Annotated in this window: 25 protein-coding genes; 10 read left to right on the top strand and 15 right to left on the bottom strand. The window is 51.8% G+C overall.

Annotation, left to right across the window (positions count from 1 at the left end; genetic code table 11):
• Window positions 1-334 precede the first annotated feature (334 nt).
• The 12 genes from ACOYW0_RS13390 to ACOYW0_RS13335 all read right to left on the bottom strand — a co-directional run bounded on the left by ACOYW0_RS13390 (window position 335) and on the right by ACOYW0_RS13335 (window position 9,613).
• Window positions 335-883, bottom strand: coding sequence for a hypothetical protein (locus ACOYW0_RS13390; RefSeq protein ID WP_482414371.1), 549 nt, complete (start codon window positions 881-883; stop codon window positions 335-337).
• A 307-nt stretch (window positions 884-1,190) separates the two neighbouring features.
• A complete protein-coding gene (locus ACOYW0_RS13385; protein ID WP_482414370.1) occupies window positions 1,191-2,282 on the bottom strand; it encodes an IS91 family transposase in 1,092 nt (363 codons plus the stop codon).
• On the bottom strand, window positions 2,266-2,958 hold the full coding sequence (locus ACOYW0_RS13380) for a tyrosine-type recombinase/integrase (RefSeq protein WP_482414369.1): 693 nt from the start codon (window positions 2,956-2,958) through the stop codon (window positions 2,266-2,268). The genes ACOYW0_RS13385 and ACOYW0_RS13380 overlap by 17 nt, the downstream gene beginning before the upstream one ends.
• Window positions 2,910-3,152, bottom strand: coding sequence for a site-specific integrase (locus ACOYW0_RS13375; RefSeq protein ID WP_482414368.1), 243 nt, complete (start codon window positions 3,150-3,152; stop codon window positions 2,910-2,912). Before ACOYW0_RS13375 ends, ACOYW0_RS13380 begins: the two co-directional genes overlap by 49 nt.
• Before the next feature lie 97 nt (window positions 3,153-3,249).
• Window positions 3,250-3,819: a hypothetical protein gene (locus tag ACOYW0_RS13370; RefSeq protein ID WP_482414367.1), complete on the bottom strand. Its 570-nt coding sequence runs from the start codon at window positions 3,817-3,819 to the stop codon at window positions 3,250-3,252.
• A 796-nt stretch (window positions 3,820-4,615) separates the two neighbouring features.
• Window positions 4,616-5,479 carry a DUF4231 domain-containing protein gene (locus ACOYW0_RS13365; RefSeq protein WP_482414366.1) on the bottom strand — a complete coding sequence of 288 codons (864 nt, stop codon included), beginning with the start codon at window positions 5,477-5,479 and terminating at the stop codon, window positions 4,616-4,618.
• Window positions 5,480-5,527: 48 nt separating this feature from the next.
• Complete coding sequence (locus tag ACOYW0_RS13360; RefSeq protein ID WP_482414365.1) at window positions 5,528-5,935, bottom strand: TIR domain-containing protein; 408 nt, start codon at window positions 5,933-5,935, stop codon at window positions 5,528-5,530.
• Between the two features lie 199 nt (window positions 5,936-6,134).
• On the bottom strand, window positions 6,135-6,416 hold the full coding sequence (locus ACOYW0_RS13355; protein WP_482418834.1) for a DUF4231 domain-containing protein: 282 nt from the start codon (window positions 6,414-6,416) through the stop codon (window positions 6,135-6,137).
• 51 nt (window positions 6,417-6,467) lie between these two features.
• Window positions 6,468-6,896, bottom strand: coding sequence for a TIR domain-containing protein (locus ACOYW0_RS13350; protein ID WP_482414364.1), 429 nt, complete (start codon window positions 6,894-6,896; stop codon window positions 6,468-6,470).
• A gap of 38 nt (window positions 6,897-6,934) precedes the next feature.
• Window positions 6,935-8,167, bottom strand: coding sequence for a TRAFs-binding domain-containing protein (locus tag ACOYW0_RS13345; protein ID WP_482414363.1), 1,233 nt, complete (start codon window positions 8,165-8,167; stop codon window positions 6,935-6,937).
• 1 nt (window position 8,168) lies between these two features.
• On the bottom strand, window positions 8,169-8,603 hold the full coding sequence (locus ACOYW0_RS13340) for a TIR domain-containing protein (protein WP_482414362.1): 435 nt from the start codon (window positions 8,601-8,603) through the stop codon (window positions 8,169-8,171).
• 98 nt (window positions 8,604-8,701) lie between these two features.
• The gene (locus ACOYW0_RS13335; protein ID WP_482414361.1) at window positions 8,702-9,613 is read right to left on the bottom strand and encodes a hypothetical protein; all 912 of its coding nucleotides are present in this window, start codon (window positions 9,611-9,613) and stop codon (window positions 8,702-8,704) included.
• Between the two features lie 1,502 nt (window positions 9,614-11,115).
• Between ACOYW0_RS13335 and ACOYW0_RS13330 the strand changes: the two genes are divergently transcribed.
• Entirely contained in the window at window positions 11,116-11,421 is a 306-nt protein-coding gene (locus ACOYW0_RS13330) for a hypothetical protein (RefSeq protein WP_482414360.1), read from the top strand.
• Window positions 11,422-12,048: 627 nt separating this feature from the next.
• Here ACOYW0_RS13330 and hisD read toward each other — a convergent pair.
• From hisD to ACOYW0_RS13315, 3 genes are all read right to left on the bottom strand, one after another.
• On the bottom strand, window positions 12,049-13,347 hold the full coding sequence (gene hisD / locus ACOYW0_RS13325) for a histidinol dehydrogenase (RefSeq protein WP_092213131.1): 1,299 nt from the start codon (window positions 13,345-13,347) through the stop codon (window positions 12,049-12,051).
• Window positions 13,348-13,723: 376 nt separating this feature from the next.
• Window positions 13,724-15,220 carry a glycosyltransferase gene (locus tag ACOYW0_RS13320; RefSeq protein WP_482414359.1) on the bottom strand — a complete coding sequence of 499 codons (1,497 nt, stop codon included), beginning with the start codon at window positions 15,218-15,220 and terminating at the stop codon, window positions 13,724-13,726.
• 495 nt (window positions 15,221-15,715) lie between these two features.
• Entirely contained in the window at window positions 15,716-17,032 is a 1,317-nt protein-coding gene (locus ACOYW0_RS13315; RefSeq protein ID WP_482414358.1) for an MptA/MptB family glycosyltransferase, read from the bottom strand.
• On the opposite strand from ACOYW0_RS13315, the gene ACOYW0_RS13310 reads away from it, so the two are divergent.
• From ACOYW0_RS13310 to ACOYW0_RS13270, 9 genes are all read left to right on the top strand, one after another.
• The gene (locus ACOYW0_RS13310; RefSeq protein ID WP_482414357.1) at window positions 17,007-17,858 is read left to right on the top strand and encodes a sulfurtransferase; all 852 of its coding nucleotides are present in this window, start codon (window positions 17,007-17,009) and stop codon (window positions 17,856-17,858) included. The genes ACOYW0_RS13315 and ACOYW0_RS13310 overlap by 26 nt on opposite strands.
• Before the next feature lie 274 nt (window positions 17,859-18,132).
• Window positions 18,133-18,879 carry a hypothetical protein gene (locus ACOYW0_RS13305; RefSeq protein ID WP_482414356.1) on the top strand — a complete coding sequence of 249 codons (747 nt, stop codon included), beginning with the start codon at window positions 18,133-18,135 and terminating at the stop codon, window positions 18,877-18,879.
• Window positions 18,880-19,872: 993 nt separating this feature from the next.
• Window positions 19,873-20,775, top strand: coding sequence for a 3-hydroxyacyl-CoA dehydrogenase (locus tag ACOYW0_RS13300; protein WP_482414355.1), 903 nt, complete (start codon window positions 19,873-19,875; stop codon window positions 20,773-20,775).
• Window positions 20,776-21,424: 649 nt separating this feature from the next.
• Window positions 21,425-22,069 (top strand): helix-turn-helix transcriptional regulator, encoded by a 645-nt coding sequence (locus ACOYW0_RS13295; protein ID WP_482414354.1) that lies wholly within the window; start codon window positions 21,425-21,427, stop codon window positions 22,067-22,069.
• Window positions 22,070-22,073: 4 nt separating this feature from the next.
• Window positions 22,074-22,451 carry a RidA family protein gene (locus tag ACOYW0_RS13290; protein ID WP_482414353.1) on the top strand — a complete coding sequence of 126 codons (378 nt, stop codon included), beginning with the start codon at window positions 22,074-22,076 and terminating at the stop codon, window positions 22,449-22,451.
• Between the two features lie 424 nt (window positions 22,452-22,875).
• Complete coding sequence (locus ACOYW0_RS13285) at window positions 22,876-24,003, top strand: threonine synthase (RefSeq protein ID WP_482414352.1); 1,128 nt, start codon at window positions 22,876-22,878, stop codon at window positions 24,001-24,003.
• 306 nt (window positions 24,004-24,309) lie between these two features.
• Entirely contained in the window at window positions 24,310-25,443 is a 1,134-nt protein-coding gene (locus ACOYW0_RS13280; RefSeq protein ID WP_482414351.1) for a DSD1 family PLP-dependent enzyme, read from the top strand.
• A gap of 138 nt (window positions 25,444-25,581) precedes the next feature.
• On the top strand, window positions 25,582-25,812 hold the full coding sequence (locus ACOYW0_RS13275; RefSeq protein WP_482414350.1) for an RNA-binding S4 domain-containing protein: 231 nt from the start codon (window positions 25,582-25,584) through the stop codon (window positions 25,810-25,812).
• A 32-nt stretch (window positions 25,813-25,844) separates the two neighbouring features.
• A complete protein-coding gene (locus ACOYW0_RS13270; RefSeq protein WP_482414349.1) occupies window positions 25,845-26,795 on the top strand; it encodes an iron transporter in 951 nt (316 codons plus the stop codon).
• The last annotated feature ends 48 nt before the right edge of the window (window positions 26,796-26,843 follow it).

Below are 26,843 nucleotides of genomic sequence, written 5' to 3'. Positions count from 1 at the left end.
AACCATGAACAAAATAATCAATTATCCGTATTAACTAATGAAGCTAACCATATGTCAAAAAAAACACAAACACAATATGTATCAAAAATGTTACCAGCCAAGGGGCGCGATCAATCTTATAAAAAAAGCTTCAAGATCCCGCAAGAAGCATTCATTACTATTTTTACATAAAAAATAAAAACTCAAGCCCATCACCTTGCCGCTATTTATCCTTAATTCTCTTTAATTTCACCAAAATCCTCGAAACCCAGCCCTCTCTTTTTCTGTGTTTTTATGAGCACATGGAAAAGCATAAAGAGCCTGTCCCCTGTTTCCCTTCGCTTTTGTTATATGATCAAGATTTTACGGATTTAATTATGTTAGATAATTGTTCCAGACCATCATATGTAGAAGGTAATTTACCATCATCTGAGACAATACCTGAGAATATAATATTTTCAAATTTTGATAATGAGTCTTTGTCTTTCTTTTTCATTTCCTGTGAATAATCAGCATATCCTTGAATGAATCGACATAGTGTCTTGCGTAAATCAATTTGGAGAAGTTGAGATTTTACAGATTTGTAGTTAAAAAGAAAAACTCGAAAATAATAAACTGATAAAACGACAAACGAAATTGTAGGAAATATAGAAACGATTAGAGCGTTTTGAATAGCTGAAATGTTTGTTATATGTGTGTATATCGAATATAATTCAAGTGTAATTGGTGTCAATGCTACGAATGTTAATATAAACATTCCAAGTTTGATTTTTCTGAGCTCATTTGACTTTTCTGTTGATAAATCATTGAAGCCCTCATATAAGCCAACGAAATTAAATCCATTTTTATACTTTTCAAGAGATTCCTTTAGGCTTGTAACCTGTTTTTCTTTTTCATCTAACATTAAGGATTGCTCGTGACCGAAGGTCACATCAATCCTTTGTTCAAGAAGCCCGGTTTTCGGTACTCGATGGTCTTATAGGGTATTGCTTTTCAGCAAACAGGCGGGAGCCCACCTCTGAGTTGCGAGATGGGCTGCTTCATTGACGTGATGTGGTGACTCGTCGCATCGGTTTCACTGATTTGTCTCGTGTTTTGTGGCTCGGCGTGCTCCCTGTTTTGGCGTGTTCATGCCTCAAGGCGCACCCCAAGGGCTCTGATCCTTGGCATGGAGTCAGCTCTTTGACATTCAGCTTGTCGGCAATACCCCATCACCCGTCATCGTCGGGTGGAAGAACCAGAGCATAAAGACCACAGACGTATTTGAGCACGCCTCCGCAGGATTTGCATAGCGATGGCTTTGCAGGGACCTGGGGTGGTGGAACGATATCCCCACCCTGCAAGGCATCCATGACCTGCTTGCGCACCTCTTTGAGGTCGAGGACCGACGCCGGACTAATAAAGCCGTAATACCGCACTTTCATAAACCCTGTGGGGAGCACATGCTGGAGGTAGCGCCTCATGAACTCCATCACTTCAAGTGTCAGTCGCCTGGGGCGTCGGGAACCTTTCTTTTTGTAAGTGATGGTCACCTCGCGCCCTTCGACCTTTTCGATGCGGCTCTGGCTGATGGCGACTTTAAAGATATAGGGCGTCAGGTATTTGATACACTCCTGGCCACCTCCAGCGGGTTTGACGTCTACATTAAAGCCATCAAACCAGATGTCGGGGCACACGTTGTGAAGCAGGCCAGCCTTTTCCATCAGCCCCCTAAACTTTTTGCGGAACAGGGCGGACAGCGCCTTGTAGGGGAGCAAAAAGCCTTCGCTTGTGGGGTGCCAAGCCTTTCCATCGCCTGAGACAGCGCCTCCAGGGACCAGGTAGTGGATATGGGGATGATATTGAAGTTGGCGTCCCCAGGTATGCAGCACGCCAAAAAATCCCGGTGTCTTACCCGTCATCCATCGTCCCCTGCCCACGAGTTCTGACATGGCTTGGGAGGAGGCCGCGAACATCATGCCATAGCAAGCCTTCTGGTTGGAGCGGATCACATTCCGCAGCTCCTCCGGCACCGTAAAGGTCACCATGAAGTGATGGCCCGGGAGCTGCCGCTTGATCTGACGAGCCATCCACTGGCGGGCCTTATGATTTTGGCACGCCGGGCAATGGCGATTCCCGCAGGAACGATAGAAAGCATGGATTTTACCGCACGCTTCGCACTCATAGTAGAGCAGCCCATGGGCCTGCGTTCGGCAAGAGAGGATGGCGCCGATGGTTTTGCGATGGGTCTTCGGCACGGATGCCCCAAACCGATCCAGATACTCGGGGGCGAACTCCCGGAAGATTTCAGATATCTTGTTCATGGCTGTCCCCCCTCATCACGTGATTGATGATCCGGTACGAATCTTCAATCCCTTTCTGTGTGAGATGGAAGTAAGCCATGGTGGTTTCGAGATTGCTATGCCCCATGTAACGTTGCACGACCCTCGGGTTGACTCCAGCCTCAAGCAGGTGGGTGGCATAACAATGGCGCAATGTATGGATGGATACCCTGCGTTTCTTGATGCCCGCTGCATATCGGGCCTTTCGGAAGGCGCCCTGCACGCCTTCAATGGACATGACCTTATCGGTGGTGGGGGCTTCTGTGTTCCCACGTCCCCGAGCAGGGAAAATCAGGGTGGGGTTGCGGTGATTGCACCAGTATTGCCTCAGGATACCCAGTGTGTGTTCCGGCAAAGGCACATAACGATCCTTGGCCCCCTTGCCGCGATGGACGTGAAGCATCATTCGGGCGCTGTCGATATCTGAAACTCGGAGATTGAGGCCTTCAGATAACCTGAGGCCGCATGCATAGACCGTATGATAAAACGCCAAATTGTGTGGGGTTGTCACATGATTCAATATGCGGAAGACCTCCTCACGGCTGAGGATACACGGCAGGTTTTTTTCCCGCCTGGCCTTCAGGTAAGAAAAGAGATGGAAGTCTTGCTTTAACACATTGGTGAAGAAGAACTTGATTCCGTAATGGGCGATACCCATGGTGGAGCCGACCACCCGTCAACGTTTCGACGATGAAGAAAGTAGGCTTCAATTTCTTCTTCCGTGATTTTGTCAGGCGTCTTGCCACAATAATCGACAAGCTTACGAACAGCGCGTGTGTATGCCTTTTGGGTGCTTTTTCCCAAACCTGCCAGTTGCAAAGCGCGCATTGATTTTTCATAATAGTCGTGCATCGTAGTCTCCTTTGGTTAGAATTGGTTGAGTTACAGGAAGGCTACGATGTTTTTCTTTCGTTTTAAATATGCTGGTATGTAGGGGTATTGATTTTTGCTATGCCGGCTGAGGAATGATTTGCCGCGTAGCGGCTTTCTTGAACTCATTGTTCCACTCTGACTTTAAAGCATTCGCCTTTTCAGATAATTCTTTAAAGTCTTTTAAATTTGTAAATGATTCATTGTTAAATAGATCTTTTAGTATGTTTGTTGGCATCTCGTAGAATGCATAAAGTATTTGATCTTTAGATCTTTGATCGAATGAATCAATATTTGAAATTAAAAATTTCTTAGTTTGATCGAATTCTCTTGATAAAAAATTTTTAGTACTTAAGTACAACTCAAAAAAAAATCTAAAGCACATTGAGCAAGTATCATTTAGTTTTTCATTAGAAAGTTCATCTTGTTCATTTGAAAGTGAACTAATGAAGTGGTCTCCAATCCACAAAATATTAATTTGACAGCTTTTATCCCACTGATCGGGCAGATTCAAAATAGAATTTAGGACTAACAAAATGGTAGAATTTCGAGATAACTCAAAACTATCATTTGTAGCTATTGAATCTAATCTTGAATAAAATCTTGATATAATGACTGCATTTTGTTCGTTATTAAAAATTTTTTTCATTTAGAGCCTATGTTGTTTTTTGTCCGATTCACATCATGGTTTGTTCATATAACGCTGAAATCAGGGGCGCGGCTTTTTGCGTCCCCTGCATTTATTTCTTGGGCATATATTCCGTAATGACATCTGACAAGCCCTCATCACTTAGCTCATGCAACCATAAACACCATAATAATAGCTGATCATCAGTGTTAGAATACACTATCCACTCGCCCGTCTTTCTCTCCTTGGATATGGAATCTATTAGCGATCGATATGCATCACTTGCATCACTGAAATTGGCTACCCCACTCTTTCTCGCTTGATTCTCCCAATTTTTTTCGATAAATCCTGTTTGACCAAAATGTATGTGATCAACTCGGAATCCAACACGCCTACTAATATTCCTCAATCGCCGGTGTTTACACGACAATTTAATTTGTTCTACTGAATCGGTGACCTTTCTAAAATTACATGGGATTGGCACGCCCTCTATCACGCCATAGCCCATGGCATGTATAAATGCTAATTGATGACGAAATAGATAAGTGGCCTTGGCGTTAGGGCAATGATGACTTAAGGCCTTGTCAACGCAGCCAAGAGAGTATACCCAATCTATTGTGTTTTCCCTGTCCAGATCACGTTGGACATGGCACGTTATTGAATTGATTAGATCACCCGCTTTCATTATCTCCTTTCGCAGTGCCACGATGCCCAACGCATGGCTATGCCACCCCAGAGAGCTGGTAGGGATAGCGGTTGAAATCACGACAGATGTGGCCAACTTTTTGGGGTCGGCCATAAGCCAATTGTTAAATCTTTATCCGTTCTGACGGGCAACCCATTGTGTATGTTCTCTCGAAAATGCACGTTCAGCATTGATTACAAACTTTGATAGTTGGCCTTCTGTTTCAACCTCTTCAGCTAAACCTTTTATGATGCCAATTTCTTGAGCAGTAAGTGAATAAGCAGATGCTAACTCATTAAATTTTTTAATTTGCATCCAGCTGATTGCAAACGCAGAAATAACAACAAAAACATCAGTGGGCCAAAATTTCCAGTCGGGATATGCAATTCTTAAGAGGGCACACACAACAGCCAATGATTGAGCTACGATAATTCCAATAAACCAGCGCTTATTCATTTTTTTATTATAAGCTGCTTTCATTGCGTACCAATGGCGTTGTTCATCAATTCGATGTTCTAAGTAATAATCCTTACGCTCATTCGTTGTTAAGTCTCTTATCTGGCTCATCTCAGGTGTGATTTGCTCAGTAAGATCTTGACAAGCACCAATTGAGTCACCCAATTCTCTGTTTGATTCAATTATTTGCTGTAACAAGTTTCTAAATTTTGATTTTGGAATTTGGATTGAAGGAGCATCATCAAAAGGTTTCGCTCTCATGGCATATCGCCATGTGGATGTTTTAATAGACTCAGCAACAGCTCTTCCGTTATACCAAGTCTTTTCATATTTTTTTACACCTAAGAAAATTGAGACACCCAAACCAGCCAAATAAAAGACCGCCATGATAATACTATAGATTTTATGGGGCATGATATTGACCGCTAACAATGTACCAAAAATCAAAAGTAAAGAGTGGATAGTTGTGAGTCGTAAAAAGTAGTTTTGTGAACTCAGCGACGCAGCATCAGCAACATTGTATAGTGATGGATATTTCATGGTAACCTTACGGTTTGCGCCTCATTTCTGGGGCGCATGTCTATTTAGTTATGCTAAGTCACGAATAGCGCGAACGATACTATCGGTATTCCAACCAACAATTTTATCGGCAGCATTTGTTACTGCTTGAGGCATCACTTTTGAACCCCATGGCTTGATGCCTAAAATAGGTTTACTAACTGACTCAGCAAAATCAATTTCAAATTGAATCCAATCACTGTACGAAACATACATTCCACCGAGAATGATAACAACTTCCACTGGTCTAATCTGTTGACGAATTTCTTCTTTCAATTCAGCTTTTGTCATTTGACCAAACCCTTTATCGCGTGGAACAGAATAATTTGAATACTTAAAATTATTGGCTCTATCTAAGAATTCAATAACTCTGTTGTAGTCGTCATCATAAGCCCATTTGTGACTGATAAAGAGTCGATAATTGTGAAGATCTGGCATTTTTAATCCTCCGCAGAGTGTTAGTAGATATATGTTTGGTGATAATAATTTAACGCCGCTATTCACCCGCTCGGCTTTTTGCGTCGGCTAAATAGCTTTGTTATGTAATTTGTCTTTCGTATAGCGAGACCATTGAGAATTTTCTTTTAATATAATACCTTCTACACGTCTTATTAATTGATTTAAAAGAGAATTATCTCTATAGAGGTGTAGACATGGTTAGGTGCAGATATTTCTCATGCCAAAGTGTTTCGGACGTGGTACGAAAGGTAAGCCAACTTTCTTGATATTTATTTAAGGAAGACAGCCCTGTACATATCGCTATAACAACACCGAGAGCTCCCATGAGAATTTGTCCGCCTGAAATAGTACCGGAGACTCCAGCAACAAGTGGGATCAAGGCAGCACATATTATTTCAGTTATCCGAAGGGACTTCAACCAGTTCTGGTTTTTCTGACTCGTTGTATCATACCACTCAATTTATTTTCTAAACGTTCACTAAGATATTTGCTTGATCCATAGTAGTGGCTTTTATTGATATAAATTCCAAATACCGCGAACAACTGTGTCTTTATTCCAACCAACTATTTTCTGGGCGGAATTACTAACAACAGTTGATGTACGCTGGGCACCCCATGGATTAACGGCTAATATGGGTTTTGCGTATGTAGCTGCACCGTCAATTTCTTTTTGAATCCATTTACTGTAATTAGCATACATACCAGTAGGAATAACAATTACATGACTTCTTGAAATTTTGTCATACAGAGCGGCTCTTAGTTGGGCATCGTTGTCTGCATTATGAATGGGATCATTCCGAGGAACAGAGTAATCTCGAAAATCTAATGAAGCTTGTCCCACACTCCAAGTCCCATTAAAAATCCAACCTGCCAACGTGTCATAGTGAACTGAATATGACCAAGCATGACTGATAAATACATGGATTTGTCTAACGCTCATCTACCTCTCCCTTTTTGTAAATTCTTCCATACTACATCTTAAATTAATTCCTTAATCTGTGCCTTCGACTGATTAAAAGTGTCACGTTCCCATTTAACATTAGTTGTCTCTAAAAACTTTGCTTCACAACTAGCCCCATCTCTATCATTACCGATCCCATAATAGCAATTAGCCAAAGTGGCATATACCCATTTAATATCTGCTCGATTCACATCGTCGCCATTTTCTAAAGCATGAATGAGATCGTCTATTATCCGATGTCTTGCTTTTTTAGCCGCTATTGAATAGTAAGTTTTCTCATCTTCATCTTCCTCGATACTTGCCATCAAATTAAGGCACAATGCATAATTCTCACCAGTATAATAATCATTTCTAAGATTAAATCCTTTTTCATAATATTTTATAGCTCGCCTCAAATACTCTTTATCTTTATTTACCCTCCACATTCTTTTATATATGGCTCCTGTAATCCCCAAAGTTTCTGGATCATTTGTATCACCATCTGGATCAAGAGATTCCATAACCCTCAACGCATCTGATAAAGCCGATAATTCAGTTGGTTGCTTTGACTTGTATATTGATAGAGCATATTGTTGAACAAAATAACTTTCTGATGGGATTTTTTCAGTTGCTTTTTTCCAATATTTTTTTGCTTCCTCAAAATTGCTTTCAACCATACTTTTTTTTGCTTTTTCAACGATTGCGAAAATGTGCTTTTCTTTTTCTGCTAATTCACCAATTATCCGTTCATACTCTTCTTTAGGTAAGGTCGGTGGTACAACTTTTTTAAAATTTTCATACAATGGGCTATCTGCTATTGGTTTTTTCGATGTAAGATCAATCAACTCAGATAGTTTTTGTTGGCAGCGCTTAGCCTCATCAACACCTATATCTACCCCTAAATGAGAATACTTGAAGATTCGGGTATGGTCGAGATCAAATGGAATTTTTCCATCTTTTTCCATTAGCACGATGGTAGTATATGGCTTCACAGCATGCCTTACACCCAATTCATAAATTGCATTTGGATTGTATGTAGATATATCTGCTACTACTAAATCAGCCTGCATAAGAAGTGCATACATACTCTTATCTATTAACCCTGATTCCTGTATTTCGTCTGCTCTTATGCATTGGAAGCCTGAACTTTCAACAGCTGGCTGGATTATATTCTTGTACGTTTGATCCAAATCAAGTGTTTTGCCTATTGAAAAATCAGTTTTAGTTCCAAACCCCATAATAACAAAACAAATTCTCTTCGCTCCGATCATGTTAATCCCCTTCATCCCATGAGTTTGTACCCCTAATTGCACTTACTACGGAATTAGAGTTCCACCTAACTAACGCAAGATCACCATAATCTTCATTATGAGCTTTACGAAGTTCTGCTGGAAGTTTTGATTGAGATTCACCCCACAAATAGACACCAACTATTCTTTTTTCTTTTTTCCTGGCATATTCAATTTCATAATTAACATATTTTCGAGTGTAAGTTCCCGGCCCAACCAACACTACAATTGTCCCTGCCCATTTTATTTTTGATCGGATTTTTGTTTTTATATAATCTTCATTTTCAGCACTGCTATCCTCGTCAAGAGAAGCATTGGAATAATGAAAATATCCCCGCCCTTTAAGCATTTCAATAAGCCGATCATATTCAGTTGAATTTTTGTAATAATAGCTAAAAAATAAATTTTCCGATTTCATTTAATATTGTCTCCGTACACATAAAGCTTAAATAACCGTCGGCACGAAGTTGCAGAGCGAGGAACGAGCGGAGCTGCTTTGTGACGTCCGAGTTTATTTTATTGATAGTCCCAGCAGGTAAGGCAAATACCATCTTTTGCAATTACATTACCTGGGCAATCGTCCCTTTCACAATCAACTCTATCAACTTCAAAAGTATCGTCACAAATAGGGCAATACAAAGTTGTCGAATCGGGACTTTTTGGTCGTAATACAGCAAGTTTATATTCGAAATCTGCATCATGATTTGCTGCACCAGTACACTTTGGACAGAAGTAACGCCTTTGCTTTTTATTGATTTTGAAATACTCTTGAACTTGAGCTGGTGATAACGAATCAATTACAGTTGAAATTTCCCAACATATTTGGTTTATAATATAATCTAAATCACCAATTTGTGAGTCGGGTGACGATTCTATGAAATCAAGTCGAATTTTTGGCCATGACTCTTCAGGAAATAAAGATTTGTGCATGAATAAAATGGACCCTATGACTTCGGTTACAGAAACAGAGAGATTTTTATCGACAGAGTGCATTATTTTGTTACGCTTCTCTCTTAATTCATTAAATTGATGAATAAAATTTTTATCTAAAGGGTTATCTGAAAATGTATCTACAACTTTAGTTAAGTCTTGCGCATCTATTGTTCTGAAATCCGAAAATCGTATGGCTTGACCATTGTATGGTGAAGGCCAAGCGGATGGTGCGTCGGCGATTAACAAGTAAGGTGAAATTTCGGCAATTTTACCTTTAAGAATGAACTCCACTCCTTGCTGGATTGTCGATAATGCCGTTGTTAAACGCCTTTTCGACGCTCCCCAATATTGTTCAAATGATAAATTTTCAGGTGCATACCCTAATTCTTGAGCTTCATCTAAATTTGTTAATAAATTCGCGACTAAATCCCAAGCAAAATCTATAAGTTCTTTTCCTGAGGTATAAAAATCTTTTGGATTTGGAATATCTATCATATCTTCCTTTGTATGGTTATAGGCTAACATTGAATACCCACCAAATTTTCTATGTATCACCCATATAAAATGGATAATTTTCCAAGGTATCGTTTATTCAAGGGCTAAAAGTGGAAAGTCGAAGGGGTTCTTTTCCATTTTTTGAAGTTCAATACTGTCGAACAACGGTTTCTGCTATCATGCACATCAAACCATTTCGTACATCAAGCGACTGCCACACATCACAACACATCAAGGCCTCCTCTTTTAATTGATTATTTAATCCAATCAGCACATCCCCTGCCACCTCAATGGGTTATTGATACACCCCGATAGCAATGTCCACTTTTGAGGCTTTAATACGGTGATACCCAGAAAATTTTCTACCTTTGATCTTGGATGCGGATAGTTTTCCATATTTGCCCCTTGATACCCCAATCAAAAACAGCTTCGTAGGCAATGTAATGCATCACCTTTTCAACCGAAGACCACCGAGTCATTTCAAGTCATACGCCTGAAATCTCAAATTTTCAATTTAAAAAACTCATCTTCCCTTGCAAAGAACTTTACACAACACACTGTAAAAGCTGCTTATCACCCATCCTGTTATATCGCTTAATATCGATATAGCTATTCATTCAAGACATTCTCTTTTTTCTGCATAGCGCTTCGAAACCCAGCTTTCAAGGTGGCTCACCTTGCCGCCGGAGGCATCCATCGTTTTTGAATTTTATATTTTTGTGACGGCCCTGATCAGCCCCATGAGACTAAGCAGGCCAGACCGTAAATGCACCAGAAAGATGAGGCGGGCATTATTTCAGTAAAAGTCGAAATGAATAACATGATGATTTAGTGATAAAAAACTATTGACACGTCAAAAGGATGGAATTAGGGTGAGAGGTAATAACTAGTTATTACGAAGATCATGGAATGCATGTTGCGACCCGACAGGATGCGCTAACATCCTGCCAGGCCTGACCAAAACAACCTTGTAGGGAGGTCGTCATGGCTACACGATTTTTTACACCACACTCACCCCCATTTCAAGTCGTATTTTCCTCGTCACGCGCAATCCAGCGCGCCTTTCACCAACACTATCGCCTTACAAAATGGCCCTTGATCACGCGGGTTTCTGACTGACAGGCGGAGTTGCGCCCCTTCGGAAGCTTGAGTTGTCCTGCGGCAGGCCCGGCTTTCTGGTTTGGGTTGGGTTTTCTCTTTTCCTTTTGCCGGGGGGGCCTCCATAAAAAAAATTGTGAATGGTGAATAGTCAGTAGTGAATAGATAAGGCATTGGTGCGTTGTTGAGCGATTCGGTAGGTCTCATTTTACTTTTCGATACCTGAAAACCGGAATGGTGCACTACGGGCTAAAGGCTACGGGCTAAAGGCTAAAGGCTAAAGGCTAAAGCGAATAAGGCTGGGTCATTGTGCTCAAGGTAAAATTGTTGATTTTCGACTATTTTTCCGTGCCCTGCCTCCTGTTCTCTATTCACCGCTCACATTCACCCAACAAGGAGCCACCATGACTTCACCGGACAGCCAGCACGGCCCCGTCATGTTTTCCGGGTCGGAGATTGCTGAGCTTTGCGATGCCATTAAGGACGTTCATCGCCTCCTCACATCCGTGGGGGCATTTTTTTCCGAACTGGAAACTGCCGAGGCCCCGGGGGGAAACGGCCTTCAGATCGATTTCAAGAAATGGGGCCTCAGAACCATTACCGAGGATCTTTTGGAGCGGCAATACAAGGCCGTGGATCGGATTGTGGCGTTTTATAGAGAGGAGCAGGAACGAATGGGGAAGGGAAGGGGCAAAGTGAATAGGGAGTAGTGAGTGGTGAATAGGTTGGGAAGAGCTGTGGGTCGGGAGGGCCTGCGGTTTGGGGAATAGAAAGTGGAGGGAGGTGAGTAGCAAGTAGTGAGTGGTGAATGGGTTAGGAAGGGCTGTCGATGGGCAGGGCCTGCGGTTTGGGGAATAGAAAGTGAAGGAAGGCGAGTAGCAAGTGGTGAGAGGCGAATAGATTGGGAAGAACCGTGGGTGAGGAGGCTTGCGGCTTGAGGGACCGAAGGGGGGAAAAGGGCGGGGTCGTGCCGGGAGGTGGGAGGGTGCGGCTCCGTTCCTTTTTTTGGGGAAAACACGAGATAAAATTGGTTTGGACGGTGTGCCGGTGTGGTGGTGTGTTGGAAGGGGGTGACGTTAGAGGGAGGGGGGGCGATTTTTGCGGGGAGGGCGGGGCCTTGGGGCGTTAGGCGGTGCGCACGGCGCATCCGGCAAGACAAAAAGTGAATAGAAAATAGTGAGTAGTGAGTAGATTAGGGGCATTGGGAGGCCGAAAACGAAAGAAGAAGAGGGGGTCGCACCATTCTTATTCCCTATTCCCTATTCCCTGTTCACTGTTCACTATTAGCCTAAAAACCGGCACCCGGATCGGGGTGCCGGTTTTTAATAGGCTCAAAATCAGGAAACCCTGACTTTTACGGAGCGGGCGTGGCCGCTGAGGCCTTCGGTTTCGGCGAGGAGCATGACCTCTTCGGCTTCTTTGCGGAAGGCGTCTTCGGAGTAGCAGATCAGGCTGCTCTTTTTGGTAAAGTTCTCCACGGAAAGGGCTGAGGAGAACCGGGCGGTACCGGCTGTGGGCAGGACGTGGTTGGGGCCTGCCACGTAGTCGCCCATGGGCTCGGGGGTGTAGTGGCCCATGAAGATGGCCCCTGCGTTGCGGATCATGCCCACCACTTCAAAGGGGGCTTTCACGAGAAGTTCCAGGTGCTCGGGGGCCAGGCGGTTGGCCAGCTCGCAGGCGGACTCGATGGAGTCGGTAACCATGATGGCGCCGTAGTCGCGGATGGAAGCACCTGCGATCTCTTTACGGGGCAGCTCTTCCAGCTGGCGGTCCACTTCGGCGCGGACCTTCTTGGCCAGCTCTGCGTCGGTGGTGACGAAGATGGAAGAGGCCAACGGATCGTGCTCGGCCTGAGAAAGAAGGTCGGCTGCGGCCCATACCGGGTTGGCGCTCTCGTCGGCGATGGCGAGGATCTCGCTGGGGCCTGCGATCATGTCGATGCCCACGGTGCCGGAGACCAACTTCTTGGCCAGGGTCACGTAGATGTTGCCGGGGCCCACGATGACGTCCACCTTGCCCACGGACTCGGTGCCGTAAGCCAGGGCAGCCACGGCCCAGGCGCTGCCCGCCTTGTAGACCACGTCCACGCCCGTGCGCCGTGCGGCGGCCAGGAGGTGCTTGTTGACGGTGCCGTCGGCCATGGGGGGCGTGACCATGGCGATGTGCTTGACCCCTGCGATCTTGGCGGGGATGGCACCCATGAGCACGGAGGAGACCAGGGGCGTCATGCCGCCGGTGGCGCCGGGCACGTAGACACCGGCGGCGTCCACGGGGTTGACCACCTGACCCAGGGTGACCCCTTTGCGGGGCATGTCGATCCAGGAATTCTCAAGCTGCTTGCGGTGAAAGGACTCCACCTGGGTGGCGGCCAGATCCAGGGCCTTCATAAAATCGTCGTCCACCGACGCAACGGCCTCGTCGATCTCGGCTTCGGTGACCACGAGCTGAGAAAGAGTCATCTCCGGGGCGTCGAAACGGCGGATATAATGTAAAAGAGCTTCGTCGCCGCCTGTGCGAACCGCCTCGAGAATATCGATAACGCCCTTTTCGTCCTCTGCCGTGTATCCCAGGCCACGGTCCGTGATGGCACGAACCTTGGCTTCAGCCTCTACCGAAGGATAGTTGAAAATGTCCATGATGTCCTGTCTCCATGCCCGCCTTGTGGGCAGATTGTCTCTTGCTATATAACTCGGTCAATCCGTCGTAACATAGGGGTAACTGTTCAGCCTGACGTCGCCTTCGGCAGCCCTGTTTAAATCATCCGGCAAACAGGTAGTTAATGACCACTGCCAACGCAGCGGCCGCATTCCCGTGCGTCCCGTCCCTGCATCGCGACCTGTGGGCGCAGAGGAAAGCCGGGTAACCGGAACGTTTTTAAGGCGCTTTTTTGCAAAAGCGGCCCGCCAAAGGCATCGCTGAATAATCACAAAAGGCCTGCATTATACCCGGAGCCACCCTCTGTGTAAACCGGCTTTCCCCTTGCATAAACCGAATATCCGCAGAGAAGGTTTTCTACCTGGCGAACGGATCCAGGGACGAAGGCGCGCATTCCCCCGCGAACCGGCTCTCCCGGGCCAGGATGGCCCCGGTAAGGAGATAGCCCGCAGGCACGGCCAGGGCCAGGGGAATGGCGTACAGGGCCAGGGTGTCCAGGGCAAAGAGCATGGGAAACGCCGTTGCCACCAAAAGGACAAAGGCCACCATGGCCCTGCCGAAGGTGGCACGGCCTGCACCGGCGGTCTCCCGGGTTGCGGTGTCTTTGGAGGTTCCGTACTTGGGAGTTCGCTTAAACTCCCCGTGGCTCTGGAAGAACCCCTGCACCGCTGCCCGGGCCAGAAACGGGGCCACCCCGATGCAGACCAGGGGGATCATGGGCACGTAGCGCACAAGATGCCGGGTGCGGGGCTCTGTAAAGGCATACACCGTGTAGTAAAAGAGGATGGCCCCGCAGCTTCCGGTGAGGGCGGCCACCCCGGGGATCCAGGCCAGGGACGCGGCCCGCGTGCCGTGGACCATAAGGGCGGGCCAGAGGGTCACCGTGGCAACAGCCCCTGCCACCCAGCCCAGGCCCCCCAACAGATGAAAGATCGCCTCCACCTTCACCCGCCGGGGCAAGGCCGTGCTGAGAAGACGGGGCAACACCTTCACCGCGGTCTGGCTGGCCCCCTTGGTCCATCGCTGCTGCTGGGAGATAAAGTCCGTGAGGGTGGGCGGCAGTTCGGAAGGCACCACGCACTCTCCGTAATAGGAAAGCCGCCACCCGGCCATCTGGGCCCTGTAGCTTAAATCAAGGTCTTCTGTGAGGGTGTCCGCACGCCAGCCCCCTGCCCCGATGATGGCCTCTTTGCGCCACACCCCGGCCGTTCCGTTGAAGTTGAAAAAGCGCCCCCCCGCATGCCGGGTGGCGTGCTCGATATCAAAATGTGCGGACAGGGTCAGGGCCTGGACCCCGGTGACCAGAGAGGATTCATCGTTTAAAAACCCCCATCGCGCCTGGACCATGCCGATGCCCGGTGACGTAAACCGGGGCATGGTCTTCAGCAGAAAATCCGAAGGCGGGACAAAGTCGGCGTCAAACACGGCAATGTAGTCGCCCCGGGCCTTTTCAAGGCCTGCTGCCAGGGCCCCTGCCTTGTACCCCTTGCGGCTGGGCCGCCTCAGCACCGAGGCCGTCACCCCGCGCGCCGTCAGCCGGGCCACGCCCTGATCCACCACCTCCCGGGTTCCGTCCGTGGAGTCGTCCAGCACCTGGATCTCCAGGCGATCCAAAGGCCAGGAGAGAGCCCCTGCCGCCGCAATCAACCGCTCGGCCACGGCCTCTTCGTTGTACAGGGGAAGCTGCACCGTCACCATGGGCACCTCGTCCGGCACAGGTGCCACGCCGCCTCTCCGGCGCCGCACACCAAGCCACTCCCGCAAAAGAACCAGCCGGTGCACACCATACAGGGCCACCAGGACCACGGATATCAGGTGAAGGAGATACATCGCGTGAAACAGCAAATCGCTCATAAAAGGCCCTCTGTGATCGAGTTAGGGGATAAAACAGCAAAAAACGATGCCTCCGGCGGCAAGGTGAGCCACCTTGAAAGCTAATTATTAAAACGATTTCACCCTCGCTTGGCTTCGGCCTGCATGGCAAAGGTAGGGTGCTCTCCGTGCACCGACATCAAAGCCCGGCATATCTCGAAGGCATCTGTAACATCGAAGCCCTGGGTGACCCGGGCATGGTGCACAGAGTGTACCCTACAGGCGGTGTCATCACTGCCACCATGGTGGCTCAGGCGATGGGCACGGCACCAAGGCCGTGGCCATCCCCACGGGTTCGGCTTTGCCTTTGCCCATCCTACGTATTTTCGGCACATCACCGCCCGTCGCCGTATGTCACACGTCACGCGAGTGCCTTGATAGAGTATGCATAACGACGGAATCCATGCATTCGCCATAGGGTTTCAAGGTGCCCCCACCTTGCCGCCGGAGGCGTTTTTTACAGCATCAATACCAAAATCATGCGTTGGTTTTGCCCTTCCACCATGCCACCAGCAGAGCGCACACCGGCACACTGAAAATCCAGAAAGGAATCCAGGCCCCTTCGGACCAGACCCCGGCGGACAGGTAGTCCGTAAGCACATCATACCCCAGAAGGGGGGTCAGGGTCATGAGGTAGGCCGGGGCAACGCCCACGCGGCCTGCCCCCATCAAGGGCAGGCACATGGCCAGGTAGAGGCCGTACCAGGGGTGCAGGGTGGGGGTGACAAGGAGCCAGGCAAAGGCCGCCCATCCCATGAAAAAGCCGGGGGATGAGGGGGACCGAACCTGACGGTAAAGCAGCCCGGAGAAAGCGCAGGCCAAAAGGGCTGCCATGGTCAGACGGGCCACGCCGTTCATGCCGGTTACGTCCCGCACCGTGCGAAAGAGAAACCCGGAAAACTCCCAGGTAGTGCCGTACACCCGAAGGGTCTCCAGGGCGTGGGCGGCCTGGGGCAGATAGGGCACCACCAGAAAAACGGACACCACGGCCCCGCCAAGGGTCGCCCACCCTGCCCGCCTGCCTGCGGCAAGGAGCAGAAAAGGGGCGAACATGGCCGGGATCAGCTTCACCCACACGGCCACGGCAAAAAGGCCCCCAGCCCAAATCGCCCTTTTCTGGCCCCTGGCCGTGGAGATCAGCAGGGTGGCGGCCAGAAGAAAGGGAAGGGCCAGGGCATCGATGTGGCCGGACCAGGCGATCTCCCAGACCACCAGGGGATTCCAGGCGTAAAGGATCACCCTGTGAAGCGGTGGTCCTCCCCGGCCGGAGGCCGTGAGAAACAGGACAATCACCGCAAGATCTGCGGCCACCAGCAGGGCCTTCATCCCGGCCATGCCCAAGGGAGCGGAAAAGCGAAAGAAAAACTGGGCCGCAGGGGGATAGAGGGTCACCAGCGTGGGGTGGTTGACCTTTGTGGCCAGCTCAGCCAGAATAGTCTCTGCAGCGGATTCGTCACGGCCGGGCATAAGCAGTGATGCGTAATGCTCGGGAGACCGTGCATAGGGGCTCTCCCCTTCTACCTGGACCATCCCGTCAAAGAGGTACCTGTAGATATCGTCCGACAACACAGGGGGAGACACCACAAAGGGCAGCCGAAGCAACAGGGCGACGACCAGAAGGGTCGAGGCCTTCAAAGGCCAGGTGCCGGACTCGGCCAGACGGGCATTCGCATAAACCAATCCCCCCTGAACGCAGGCAGCCGCCATGAATATACCCATGGCAAAGGGGCGGCTGCAAAAGAGCAAACCCATCCAGGAGGCAAGACAGATGCAAAAGAGACTTGCGACTCTCATACCCATTCTCATGTTGGTAGTCTCGGTGTGTGTCGTTGGAGTGCCCGCAGGGGCGGTGGAACGGATCACCCCGGGCTCGTTGGATACCATGGAGGAAAAACCCGTTATCCTGGATGCCCGGCCGAAAAAGGCGTGGGCCAAAGGGCACATCCCGGGTTCCTTCTCCTTTAACTGGGAAGAGTATACAAAAACCGATGACCAAAAGATACCTTACAGAACCTTTCCCCCCAAAGAGATGGCCGAAGCCTTAGGAGCATTGGGTATCCAGGCGACGTCGCCCATCGTCATCACCGGCGATGCAGACAAGTCCTGGGGCGGCGAAGGCTGGATCGCCTGGTTCCTGGAGTGGATCGGCCATCAGGGCCCGGTTTACCTCCTGGACGGAGGCATGCCCGGCTGGATCGATAAGAACCTTCCCTTAAAGGAGCAACCCGAAGGGCTTCAGGATACCCCCTTAAGGACTCTGTACACACCGACCCCAGATGCCACCGTCTTTATCACGGCCGAGGATCTTCGGAACAACCCGGACACCTACACCCTGGTGGACACCCGCTCCTTCGCGGAGTGGCTCACCGGCCATATCCCCGGGGCCGTCCACATCTCCTGGAAAAAGATGGTCGATAAAAACTCCCGCACCCCCATCTCCCCCGGGGCCATGAACGCCCTTCTTGCCAAGAAAAAAGTCCCCCTGGACAAACCCGTGGTCTACTACTGCACCGGCGGGATCCGCTCGGGCTGGGCCTGGTTGGCCCACACCATGGCAGGGCTCCCCACCGCCTTCAACCTTGAAGGGGGGTATGAAGAGTGGCACGCGACAGAGCATTAACCCGGATAGTCTGTAACATCCTGTAGGGTGTGCTTGCGCACCATGTGTTCGGAAATCCCATCTCTTTTGCCAGGTCTAAGCTGCGCGTAGGACACCCGTACATGGGTTTTCGTGGCCGTTCCGATTTATCGACGGTGCGCAAGCGCACCCTACCTCACATCCCCTACACCGTCGGCAACATGTCAAATCCACATAAGGGCACGCTTGCGCAACCCGCTTTCATGGTCGCAGACCTTGCCGCCGAAGGCCGCTTCAGGAGAGCTGAATCATTTCAATGCCGCCTCCGATAATCGCCAGCAATTCTTTTTGGCGCATGGTAGATCATGGCCAGACCACACAACCACGTGACCGAAAAAAGGAAGAAGCCATGAATACCGTATTTGCGCCAGGATGCGCGCTGGCCATTGAAAACCCCGGGGCGGCGGACCGCATCTTGACCCTTCTGAATCAACACATGGGGCCCACCCAGCGGCTTGATACCTGTTGCAGGAATTCTCCGAAACTGTCCCCCGGCACCACCGTGATAAATGTCTGTGCGGGGTGCGACAAACGCTACAGGGAAAATTACCCGGACTGCACCACGATATCCCTTTGGGAAATTCTTGATAAAGAAGATTTCTGGGCCTTCCCGGACCACAAAGGCGCATCCATGTCTGTGCTTGACCCATGCCCTGTGCGAACGGAGAACAGGGTCCATGGGGCCGTGCGCTCCCTGCTTGAAAAAATGAACATCCAGGTCAGGGAAGCCGAAAGAATCAAAAACAAAAGCATCTGCTGCGGGGACAGTGCCTGGGGCGTGCTGCCAACAGATAAAATCATTGAAAAAATGACGCAGAGAGCGGATCAGATGCCCGAAGAAGACGTGGTGGTCTACTGCGTATCGTGCATCAAATCCATACACAACGGGGGGAAGACCCCGCACCATTTGGTGAATTTGCTTTTCGGCCAGCCCACAGCCCCCGGCACATGCGATCCCGATCAGTGGCATGCTGAGTTGGAAGCTTATGTCCGGGCGCACTGACCTTTAGCCCGTATATTTCATGAGAAAACAACCATTCAAACGGATAATGATCAGGAAAATGGAGCGCCGCACTCCTGTGCGGCATAGTCACGGGACACGAAAAAAGCCGCACGGAAGTGCGGCGCTCCACCATGCGCTATCGCCCGGCCCGGGGTACCACGACACGTAAGATTCAAAGTAAAAGCAGAGTAAATGAACCCGGCTTTAGGGGCAATGTCGCCTTAAAGCAGCGCCCCAGGTCTACGGAGACTCCGTGGAGCCATAAAATATGGAGCGCCGCACTCCTGTGCGGCATAGCCACGGGACACGAAAAAAACGGCACGGGAGTGCGGCGCTCCACCAGGTGCTGTCGCCCGGCTCGGGGTACCAAGACACGTAAGATTCAAAGTAAAAGCAGAGTAAATGAATCCGGCTTTAGGGGCAATGTCGCCTTAAAGCAGCGCCCAGGTCTACGGAGACTCCGTGGAGCCATAAAAAATGGAGCGCCGCACTCCAGTGCGGCATAACCACAGGACACGATAAAAGCCCCACGGGAGTGCGGCGCTCCACCAGGCGCTATCGCCCGGCCCGGGGTACCACGACACGTAAAATTGAAAATAAAAGCAGAGTAAATGAATCCGGCTTTAGGGGCAATGTCGCCTTAAAGCAGCGCCCCAGGTCTACGGAGACTCCGTGGAACCATAAGATATGGAGCGCCGCACTCCAGTGCGGCATAGCCACGGGACACGAAAAAAGCCGCACAGGAGTGCGGCGCTCCACCAGGTGCTATCGCCCGGCCCCGCGTAACCATTGATATATCGCAGAACCACACAATAAAAAGGAAGTAAACTGCGACATATCGCGGATGCGATCCTCTCACGAAACAAGAGCCCCGCCAAACGGGCCTTTCGCCATATGGCATGCTTGTTGCCTGATTTTTTCCTACGCCGCGCCACCGCACTGCGATGCCGACGGCAGGACCATCTCAATACACCCCACTTTAAGGAGAGACGGATGAAGAAGGTAGAACGCGTGTTGATTGTCGGGGCAGGAACCATGGGCCAGCAGATCGGGTACCAGTGCGCGGCGTGCGGCCTGGACGTGACCCTCTACGACACCAGCGAAGATGCGCTGGCCAAGGCCCTCACCACCATGGAAAAAATCGGCAAAGCCATGGAGGCCGGGGGCCGTGTGAGCCCGGAAGCAGCCAAAGTGGCCATGGCCCGCATCCGCACCACAACCGACCTTGCCGAGGCAGGAAAAGACGCGGACCTGGTGAGCGAGTCCGTGCCCGAAGACCCCAGGCTCAAAGCCTCGGTCTTTGCCTCCCTGCACGCCATCTGCCCGGAACACACCCTCTTCACCACCAACACCTCCACCCTGGTGCCCTCCATGATCGCCGAGCACACCGGGCGGCCCGACCGCTTCGTGGCCCTTCACTTCCACGACGTGCGCATCACCAACATCGTGGACATCATGCCCCACCCCGGCACCTCTGAGGAAACCCTTGCGGCTGTCCGCGAGTTCGTCTTTCAGATTGAGCAATACCCCATCGAACTCAAAAAAGAGCAGCACGGCTATGTGTTCAACACCATGCTCTCCCAGCTCTTCGGCTCCGCCCTCACCCTTGCCAGCCGCAAGGTGGCCTCTGTGGAAGACATCGACCGCGCTTGGATGGGCATCATGAAAACCGCTGTGGGCCCCTTCGGCATCATGGACGCCATCGGCCTTGAGACCATCTGGAAAGTAACGGATTACTGGGCCCAGGTTACCAAAGATCCCCAGAGCCAGAAAAACGGCGAGTTCGTCAAAGCCTACGTGGACGCAGGAGACCTGGGCGTCAAAACCCAGAAAGGGTTCTACAGCTACCCGGACCCCGCCTTTATCAGTCCGGAGTTTATGAAGGGGATTAAATAAAATTCTCTTGTTTTGGCATGCCGCACTCCGGTGCGGCATGTGCCACGTCCCCCGAAAAAGCCGCACAGCAGTGCGGCGCTCCACCTTTCATGTCGCCCCACGCGATACCCAGCCACATAAGGCGTGGCATCTTCCGTTCCAGGCCATTACCCCATCTTTTGGAGCGTCGCACTCCGTGCGGCATACGCCACGCCCCCCGAAAAAGCCGCACAGGAGTGCGGCGCTCCATATTTCATGCCGCCCCACGCGATGTCCAAACACATAAGGCGTGGCATCTTCCGTTCAGACCATTGCCCCACCCTGTGGAGCGCCGCACTCCGTGCGGCATACGCCACGCCCCCAAAAAAGCCGCACAGGAGTGCGGCGCTCCATATTTCATGCCGCCCCACGCGATGTCCAAACACATAAGGCGTGGCATCTCCCGCTCCAGGCCATTACCCAACCTTTTGGAGCGCCGCACTCCGTGCGGCATACGCCACGCCGCCCCAAAAAAGCCGCACAGGCGTGAGGCACCCCTTCCCCACCTCTCCCATATATTTTTTTATTGCCTTTTGTATAATTTTTTATACAATAAACCCATAAATCATGACAAAAAACCAATTTATAGAATTTTTTATATTTCAATCTTAATCAAAACCCCAGGATTCCCATGCAGAGCCCGGACACCCGACTGAGATCGTACATCCCCGTCGCCGACATGATCGCCAGCACGTTTGGAAAGCACTGCGAGGTGGTCATTCACGACCTCTCCATGCCCCAGAACTCGGTGATCTATGCCGTCAACAACCACGTCACCGGACGACAGGTGGGCCAGTCCTTTGACCACCTGATCAAGCAGGTGCTCCTTTCGAAGCAGTTCAAAGGGGACATGACCGCCAACTACAAAACCGTCACCGAGGACGGCCGGGAGATCAAATCTTCCACCGCCCTGATCCGGGACGCCACAGGCGAAGTCATCGGCGCCCTGTGCATCAACTACGACCTCTCGGCCATGGGGCCCATCAAGGCTTTTCTCGACGACTTCCTGCCCGTGGAAGCAGAGCCCGAGGCCCCGGCATCGGCCCCCGTGGAGAACGTGGTGGAGATCGTGGACGACCTCATCGAAAAAATCATCGCCCAGGCAGACACAGCCGCCATGAAGAAAAAAGAAAAAATCCGGCTCATCGCCTTCATGGAGAGCAAAGGCATTTTCCTCATCAAAGGAGCCATGGACAAGGTGGCGGCCCGGCTGGGCATCTCCAAGGTCACGGTCTACAGCTACTTAGATGAAATCAAAAAAAACAAGGCAAGGTAACCCCATGGACACCATCACCACAGACAACGCCCTGAAACCGGCCGGTCACTACAGCCAGGCCATCGTCCACAACGGCATGATCTACACCTCCGGGCAGCTGGCCTTTGATGCCGAGACCGGAGAAAAAAGAAAAGCAACCATTGAAGAGGAGACCCTCCAGGTCCTCACCAACCTGGAGCTGGTTCTCAAAGAAGCGGGCAGCAGCAAGGACAAGGTTCTCAAAACCACCCTCTACATCTCGGACATCGCCCTCTGGGACCAGGTGAACCGCGTCTACGCCGAGTTCTTCGGCGACCACAAGCCCGCCCGCTCCGTGGTGCCAACCCACGGTGAGCTGCACTTCGGGTTCCATGTGGAGCTGGAGGCAATAGCAGCTATTTAGCAAACAAATCGCTCTGGTTCTTCTTGGCTATGGTTTGGCACGCAACCTATAAAAAACCGGGAAAAATCCACCGAAACGGAGCGCCGCACTCCGGTGCGGCATTTTAGTCCGTCATTACCCGTGCCGCACAGGAGTGCGGCGCTCCAAACCACCCTTGCCGCCCAAGGCAGCGTTGCTCAACACCGAGGGGCAGAGGCAATACCCTGAGACCGGATATCTTTCGTTCCCAGGCTCCGCCTGGGAATGATGCATGGAGGCTCTGCCTCCACAAAACGAGTAAAACGCTTAAAACGTTAAACAAACAGGCTTTTGCTCTGACGTTCGAGGCTCCTGCGAGATTCAAACCAGGAAAATTTTTTGCGGAGCTTTTTTTCAAAAAAGCGACCCGCCGGAGGCATAAAACAACCCTCACCGAGGACACAGCATGGCACGATACATCGATCCCAAAACCAGCGAGACCTTTCCCATTAACGAACCCATCTGGAGAGCCCCTTCGGGCGGCCCCCTGATGCTCACCGAGCTTCCCGGCATCACGCGCGAACAGATCGACACCTCGGTTCGCTCCATCTGGCGATACCGGGCAGCCTTTCCCTTTGAGGTCAAAGAGCCCATCACCATGGGCGAAGGGTGCACCCCCCTCGTCACCAAAACATTCGGCGGGGCGTCCTGCTCGTTCAAGCTGGAGTGGTTCGCCCCCACGGGCTCCTTCAAGGATCGCGGCACCTCGGTGATGCTCTCCATGCTCAAGGCCCAGGGCATCACCTCGGTGCTGGAAGACAGCTCCGGCAACGGGGGCTGCTCCGTTGCCGGGTACGGGGCCGCAGGGGGACTCTCCACCTGCATCTGCGTGCCCGAGTCTACCTCCCCGTCCAAGATCGCTCAGGTACGGGCCTACGGCGCCGAGGTGGTGCTGGTCCCCGGCCCCAGGGAGGCCACCGAAGCAGCGGCCATCGAAAAGTCTTCCGAGATATTCTACGCCAGCCACAACTGGCACCCCTTCTTCCTCCAGGGCACCAAGACCCTGGGCTACGAGATCTGGGAAGATTTTAACTTTTCACTGCCGGACAACATCGTAATCCCCGGCGGGGCCGGAAGCAACGCCCTGGGATGCTATATCGCCTTCAAAGAACTCATGGCCGCAAGGGAGATTAAAAAGATGCCCCGCATTTTTCTCTCCCAGCCCGCCCACTGCGCCCCGGTGCACGCCAGCTTCCAGGCCGGTGCCGAGGAGTACGTGGAGACCGACTTTGCCCCCACCGTGGCCGAGGGCACGGCCATCAAGCGCCCCATCCGTATGAAGCAGATCCTGGCGGCCCTGCGGGAAAGCAACGGCGGCACCGTGGCCATCCCCGAAGAGGAGATCATCAAAACAAGCCTCGCCCTTGCCCGCATCGGCCTCTACACCGAGCCCACCAGCGCCCACGCGGCAGCGGCCTTTACCCAGCTCCTGAAAGCGGGAACCATCAAAGCAGACGAAAAGACCGTGGTGATCTTGACGGGCACGGGCATCAAGACCACGCCGTTTTACGAGGCGCAGATGGTTTCCGAATAAAAAAAGCGCCTCCGACGGCCAGGGGATGATCCCCTGGACCCCAGGTTTGCAAATGCTCCGGGGCTAAAGCCCCTCCTCATTTGCGGACGGGCTACGCCCGTAAAGCTTGTTTGCTTCGCTCCCAGGCTCTGCCTGGGAGTGTCGGGCGCAAGGCTCTGCCTTGCCTGAAAGTAAAAGCGAACGCGGGTTGACACACCCAGGCTCAGGCGACATCAACATGGAGGCAGAGCCTCCGAGGAGCATTCCCAGGCGGAGCCTGGGAACGAGACAATGGTTAGAAACACGGGTCACATGGAGACAAAACCAATGCATCTGACGACACTGGAAACCCCTTGCCTGATTCTGGACAAGGCCAAGCTGCAGAAGAACATCCGAAATCTGAGCGCGCGCATGAAGGCCCTGGGGGTGAACCTGAGGCCCCACGGCAAGACCGCCAAAAACATCGATGTCATGACCATGGCCCTGGAAGGGCAGGAAGGCGGCATCACGGTCTCCACCCTGAAAGAGGCGGAATACTATTTCGAAAAGGGCATCACGGACATCGTCTACGCCGTGGGCATTGCCCCGGTGAAGCTGCCCCGGATCTTTCGTCTCATGGACAAAGGCGCGGAGATCACCGTGCTCCTGGATTCTGCCGAGCAGGTGCGGTTCGTGGCCGAGGCTGCCGCGGAGCACGGGGTCACGGTTCCGGCCCTCATCGAGCTGGATTGCGACGGGCACCGGTCCGGCATCACACTGGAAGGGGACGATCTTATTGCCATCGGCACCCTGCTCCATAACGAGCACGGGGTCTCCCTCAAAGGCGTGCTCACCCACGCAGGGGAGTCTTACCAGTGCCGCTCCACCGAGGCGATCCGCGCCATGGCAGAGCAGGAACGATCCATGGCCGTGGCCTGTGCCGAAGCCTTGCGAGCATCCGGTCTCCCCTGCCCCGTGGTGAGCGTGGGTTCCACCCCCACCTCCAACTTTGCCGAAGACCTCACAGGCGTCACCGAGGTGAGGGCCGGGGTCTACATGTTCTATGATCTTGTGATGGCGGGTCTCGGGGTGTGCAAGGAAGAGGATATTGCCGTCTCGGTCCTGGCCTCGGTCATCGGCCACCAGAAGCGAAAGGGCTGGGTCATCACCGACGCGGGCTGGATGGCCATGTCCCGGGACAGGGGCACGGCAGCCCAAGCCCTGGACCAGGGCTACGGAAGGGTCTGCGGTGTGGACGGAGCCCCCTTAAGCGACCTCATCGTCTCCGGTGCCAACCAGGAGCACGGCATCGTTTCCCACAGAGAAGACAAAGAGATCCCCTGGGCATCCTGCGGCATCGGGTCCATGGTCCGAATCCTGCCCAACCACGCCTGCGCCACAGGGGCCATGTACGACCGCTACCATGTGGTGGATGACGCCGGAGAGGTCGTGGACACATGGCACCGCGTCAACGGGTGGTAGGAAATGAATGGGTTCGCCCTGTTTTCCTCTGTTCTTTTGGTAACATTTCGTGTATTTCGTCTGCTCTACGGAGAATCCGTATACACACCCAGGTGCCGTTGCGAAATCGGCACCCCACACATATAAGGAGAACAAACCATGACAGACCTCATCGCCATCAGACAAGAGCCCATCGAACTCTTTAAAGTCATCAAACTCGCCAACTGGGTCGGGGGCGGGGGCGAGGCAAAATTCGTCATCTCCGAAGGGCTGGTGGAACTCAACGGCCAGGTGGAAACCCGCAAGGCCAAGAAAGTCTACAACAACGACGTGGTTACCTTTCAGGGGATGTCCTTGAAGGTGGTTGTCGTGGAGAGCCAGGAAGAGTAAACAACGGAGCATCGCAGTCAAGGTTGGATAGCATGATAAGCAGGGCAACAGTTGCGCAAGCCGCCCGGGAGGGCGTCGCCAAGGGATGGTTCGGGTTTCTCTGGATGATGAAGATCCTCGTCCCCATCTCCTTTTTTACCCTGGTGCTGGACTACACCGGCATCATCACAAAACTCGATTTTATCCTCTCCCCGGTGATGGGGCTTCTCTCACTGCCCCCGGTGGCGGCCCTGCCCCTGATCATTGGCCTGCTCACCGGCATCTACGGGGCTGTTGCCGCCATGCTCGTACTGCCCATGGCCCCGGAACACATGACCCTGGTGGCCATATTCCTCCTCGTCAGCCACAACCTGATCCAGGAGAGCGCCATCCAGGGACAGGCCGGTCTTAACCCGGTGAAAGCCACCCTCCTGCGCCTCACCACCTCGGTCATCACCGTGGCCATCTGCGCCCTGGTGCTGAACCCGCCGGATGTTGTGCCCGCAGGCGCAGGCCTTGCCGCAGCTTCCAAAGGGGCCTTTGCCCCCCTTGCCAGGGCGTGGGCCATTGCAACCGCCGCCCTGGCCGCCAAGATCCTGGCCATTATCATGACCATCATGGTGGCCCTCCAGATCATGAAGGCCGGAGGGGCCATCCCCGTGATCCTGCGCCCCCTGGGGCCCTTTATGTCCGTCATGGGCGTGGACAGGAAAATGGGCATCCTCTGGCTCACCGCCACCCTCTTCGGCCTCTCCTACGGGGCCGCCGTCATCGTGGAAGAGACCAAGGAGAACGCCTTCACCGACCATGAGCTTACCCAGCTCCACCTCTCCATCGGTATCAACCACGCCATGATCGAAGACCCCGCCCTCTTTCTTCCCCTGGGCATCGGCGCGTTCTGGCTCTGGATCCCCAGGCTCATCGCCGCCATCACCGCCGTGCAGCTCCTGAACCTGTGGCACCGCATCCGGTCACCCCGCACCAGGGAAGCCAAGGCAGCTTAGGCAAACGCCGGCGTCCATGGTTCCCCCGGACATGATGGGCACGGCGCC

The sequence above is a fragment of the Desulfoluna sp. HI9BLuna genome, assembly GCF_056829775.1.
The sequence above is the reverse complement of the archived record's forward strand: the minus strand, read 5'-3'. Positions and strand labels throughout refer to the sequence as shown.

Coding starts and splice junctions, on each gene's coding strand:
- ACOYW0_RS13390 (WP_482414371.1), bottom strand. CDS start 883: ATGTTAGATGAAAAAGAAAAACAGGTTACAAGCCTAAAGGAATCTCTT.
- ACOYW0_RS13385 (WP_482414370.1), bottom strand. CDS start 2,282: ATGAACAAGATATCTGAAATCTTCCGGGAGTTCGCCCCCGAGTATCTG.
- ACOYW0_RS13380 (WP_482414369.1), bottom strand. CDS start 2,958: ATGGGTATCGCCCATTACGGAATCAAGTTCTTCTTCACCAATGTGTTA.
- ACOYW0_RS13375 (WP_482414368.1), bottom strand. CDS start 3,152: ATGCACGACTATTATGAAAAATCAATGCGCGCTTTGCAACTGGCAGGT.
- ACOYW0_RS13370 (WP_482414367.1), bottom strand. CDS start 3,819: ATGAAAAAAATTTTTAATAACGAACAAAATGCAGTCATTATATCAAGA.
- ACOYW0_RS13365 (WP_482414366.1), bottom strand. CDS start 5,479: ATGAAATATCCATCACTATACAATGTTGCTGATGCTGCGTCGCTGAGT.
- ACOYW0_RS13360 (WP_482414365.1), bottom strand. CDS start 5,935: ATGCCAGATCTTCACAATTATCGACTCTTTATCAGTCACAAATGGGCT.
- ACOYW0_RS13350 (WP_482414364.1), bottom strand. CDS start 6,896: ATGAGCGTTAGACAAATCCATGTATTTATCAGTCATGCTTGGTCATAT.
- ACOYW0_RS13345 (WP_482414363.1), bottom strand. CDS start 8,167: ATGATCGGAGCGAAGAGAATTTGTTTTGTTATTATGGGGTTTGGAACT.
- ACOYW0_RS13340 (WP_482414362.1), bottom strand. CDS start 8,603: ATGAAATCGGAAAATTTATTTTTTAGCTATTATTACAAAAATTCAACT.
- ACOYW0_RS13335 (WP_482414361.1), bottom strand. CDS start 9,613: ATGATAGATATTCCAAATCCAAAAGATTTTTATACCTCAGGAAAAGAA.
- ACOYW0_RS13330 (WP_482414360.1), top strand. CDS start 11,116: ATGACTTCACCGGACAGCCAGCACGGCCCCGTCATGTTTTCCGGGTCG.
- hisD (WP_092213131.1), bottom strand. CDS start 13,347: ATGGACATTTTCAACTATCCTTCGGTAGAGGCTGAAGCCAAGGTTCGT.
- ACOYW0_RS13320 (WP_482414359.1), bottom strand. CDS start 15,220: ATGAGCGATTTGCTGTTTCACGCGATGTATCTCCTTCACCTGATATCC.
- ACOYW0_RS13310 (WP_482414357.1), top strand. CDS start 17,007: ATGCAAAAGAGACTTGCGACTCTCATACCCATTCTCATGTTGGTAGTC.
- ACOYW0_RS13315 (WP_482414358.1), bottom strand. CDS start 17,032: ATGAGAGTCGCAAGTCTCTTTTGCATCTGTCTTGCCTCCTGGATGGGT.
- ACOYW0_RS13305 (WP_482414356.1), top strand. CDS start 18,133: ATGCCGCCTCCGATAATCGCCAGCAATTCTTTTTGGCGCATGGTAGAT.
- ACOYW0_RS13300 (WP_482414355.1), top strand. CDS start 19,873: ATGAAGAAGGTAGAACGCGTGTTGATTGTCGGGGCAGGAACCATGGGC.
- ACOYW0_RS13295 (WP_482414354.1), top strand. CDS start 21,425: ATGCAGAGCCCGGACACCCGACTGAGATCGTACATCCCCGTCGCCGAC.
- ACOYW0_RS13290 (WP_482414353.1), top strand. CDS start 22,074: ATGGACACCATCACCACAGACAACGCCCTGAAACCGGCCGGTCACTAC.
- ACOYW0_RS13285 (WP_482414352.1), top strand. CDS start 22,876: ATGGCACGATACATCGATCCCAAAACCAGCGAGACCTTTCCCATTAAC.
- ACOYW0_RS13280 (WP_482414351.1), top strand. CDS start 24,310: ATGCATCTGACGACACTGGAAACCCCTTGCCTGATTCTGGACAAGGCC.
- ACOYW0_RS13275 (WP_482414350.1), top strand. CDS start 25,582: ATGACAGACCTCATCGCCATCAGACAAGAGCCCATCGAACTCTTTAAA.
- ACOYW0_RS13270 (WP_482414349.1), top strand. CDS start 25,845: ATGATAAGCAGGGCAACAGTTGCGCAAGCCGCCCGGGAGGGCGTCGCC.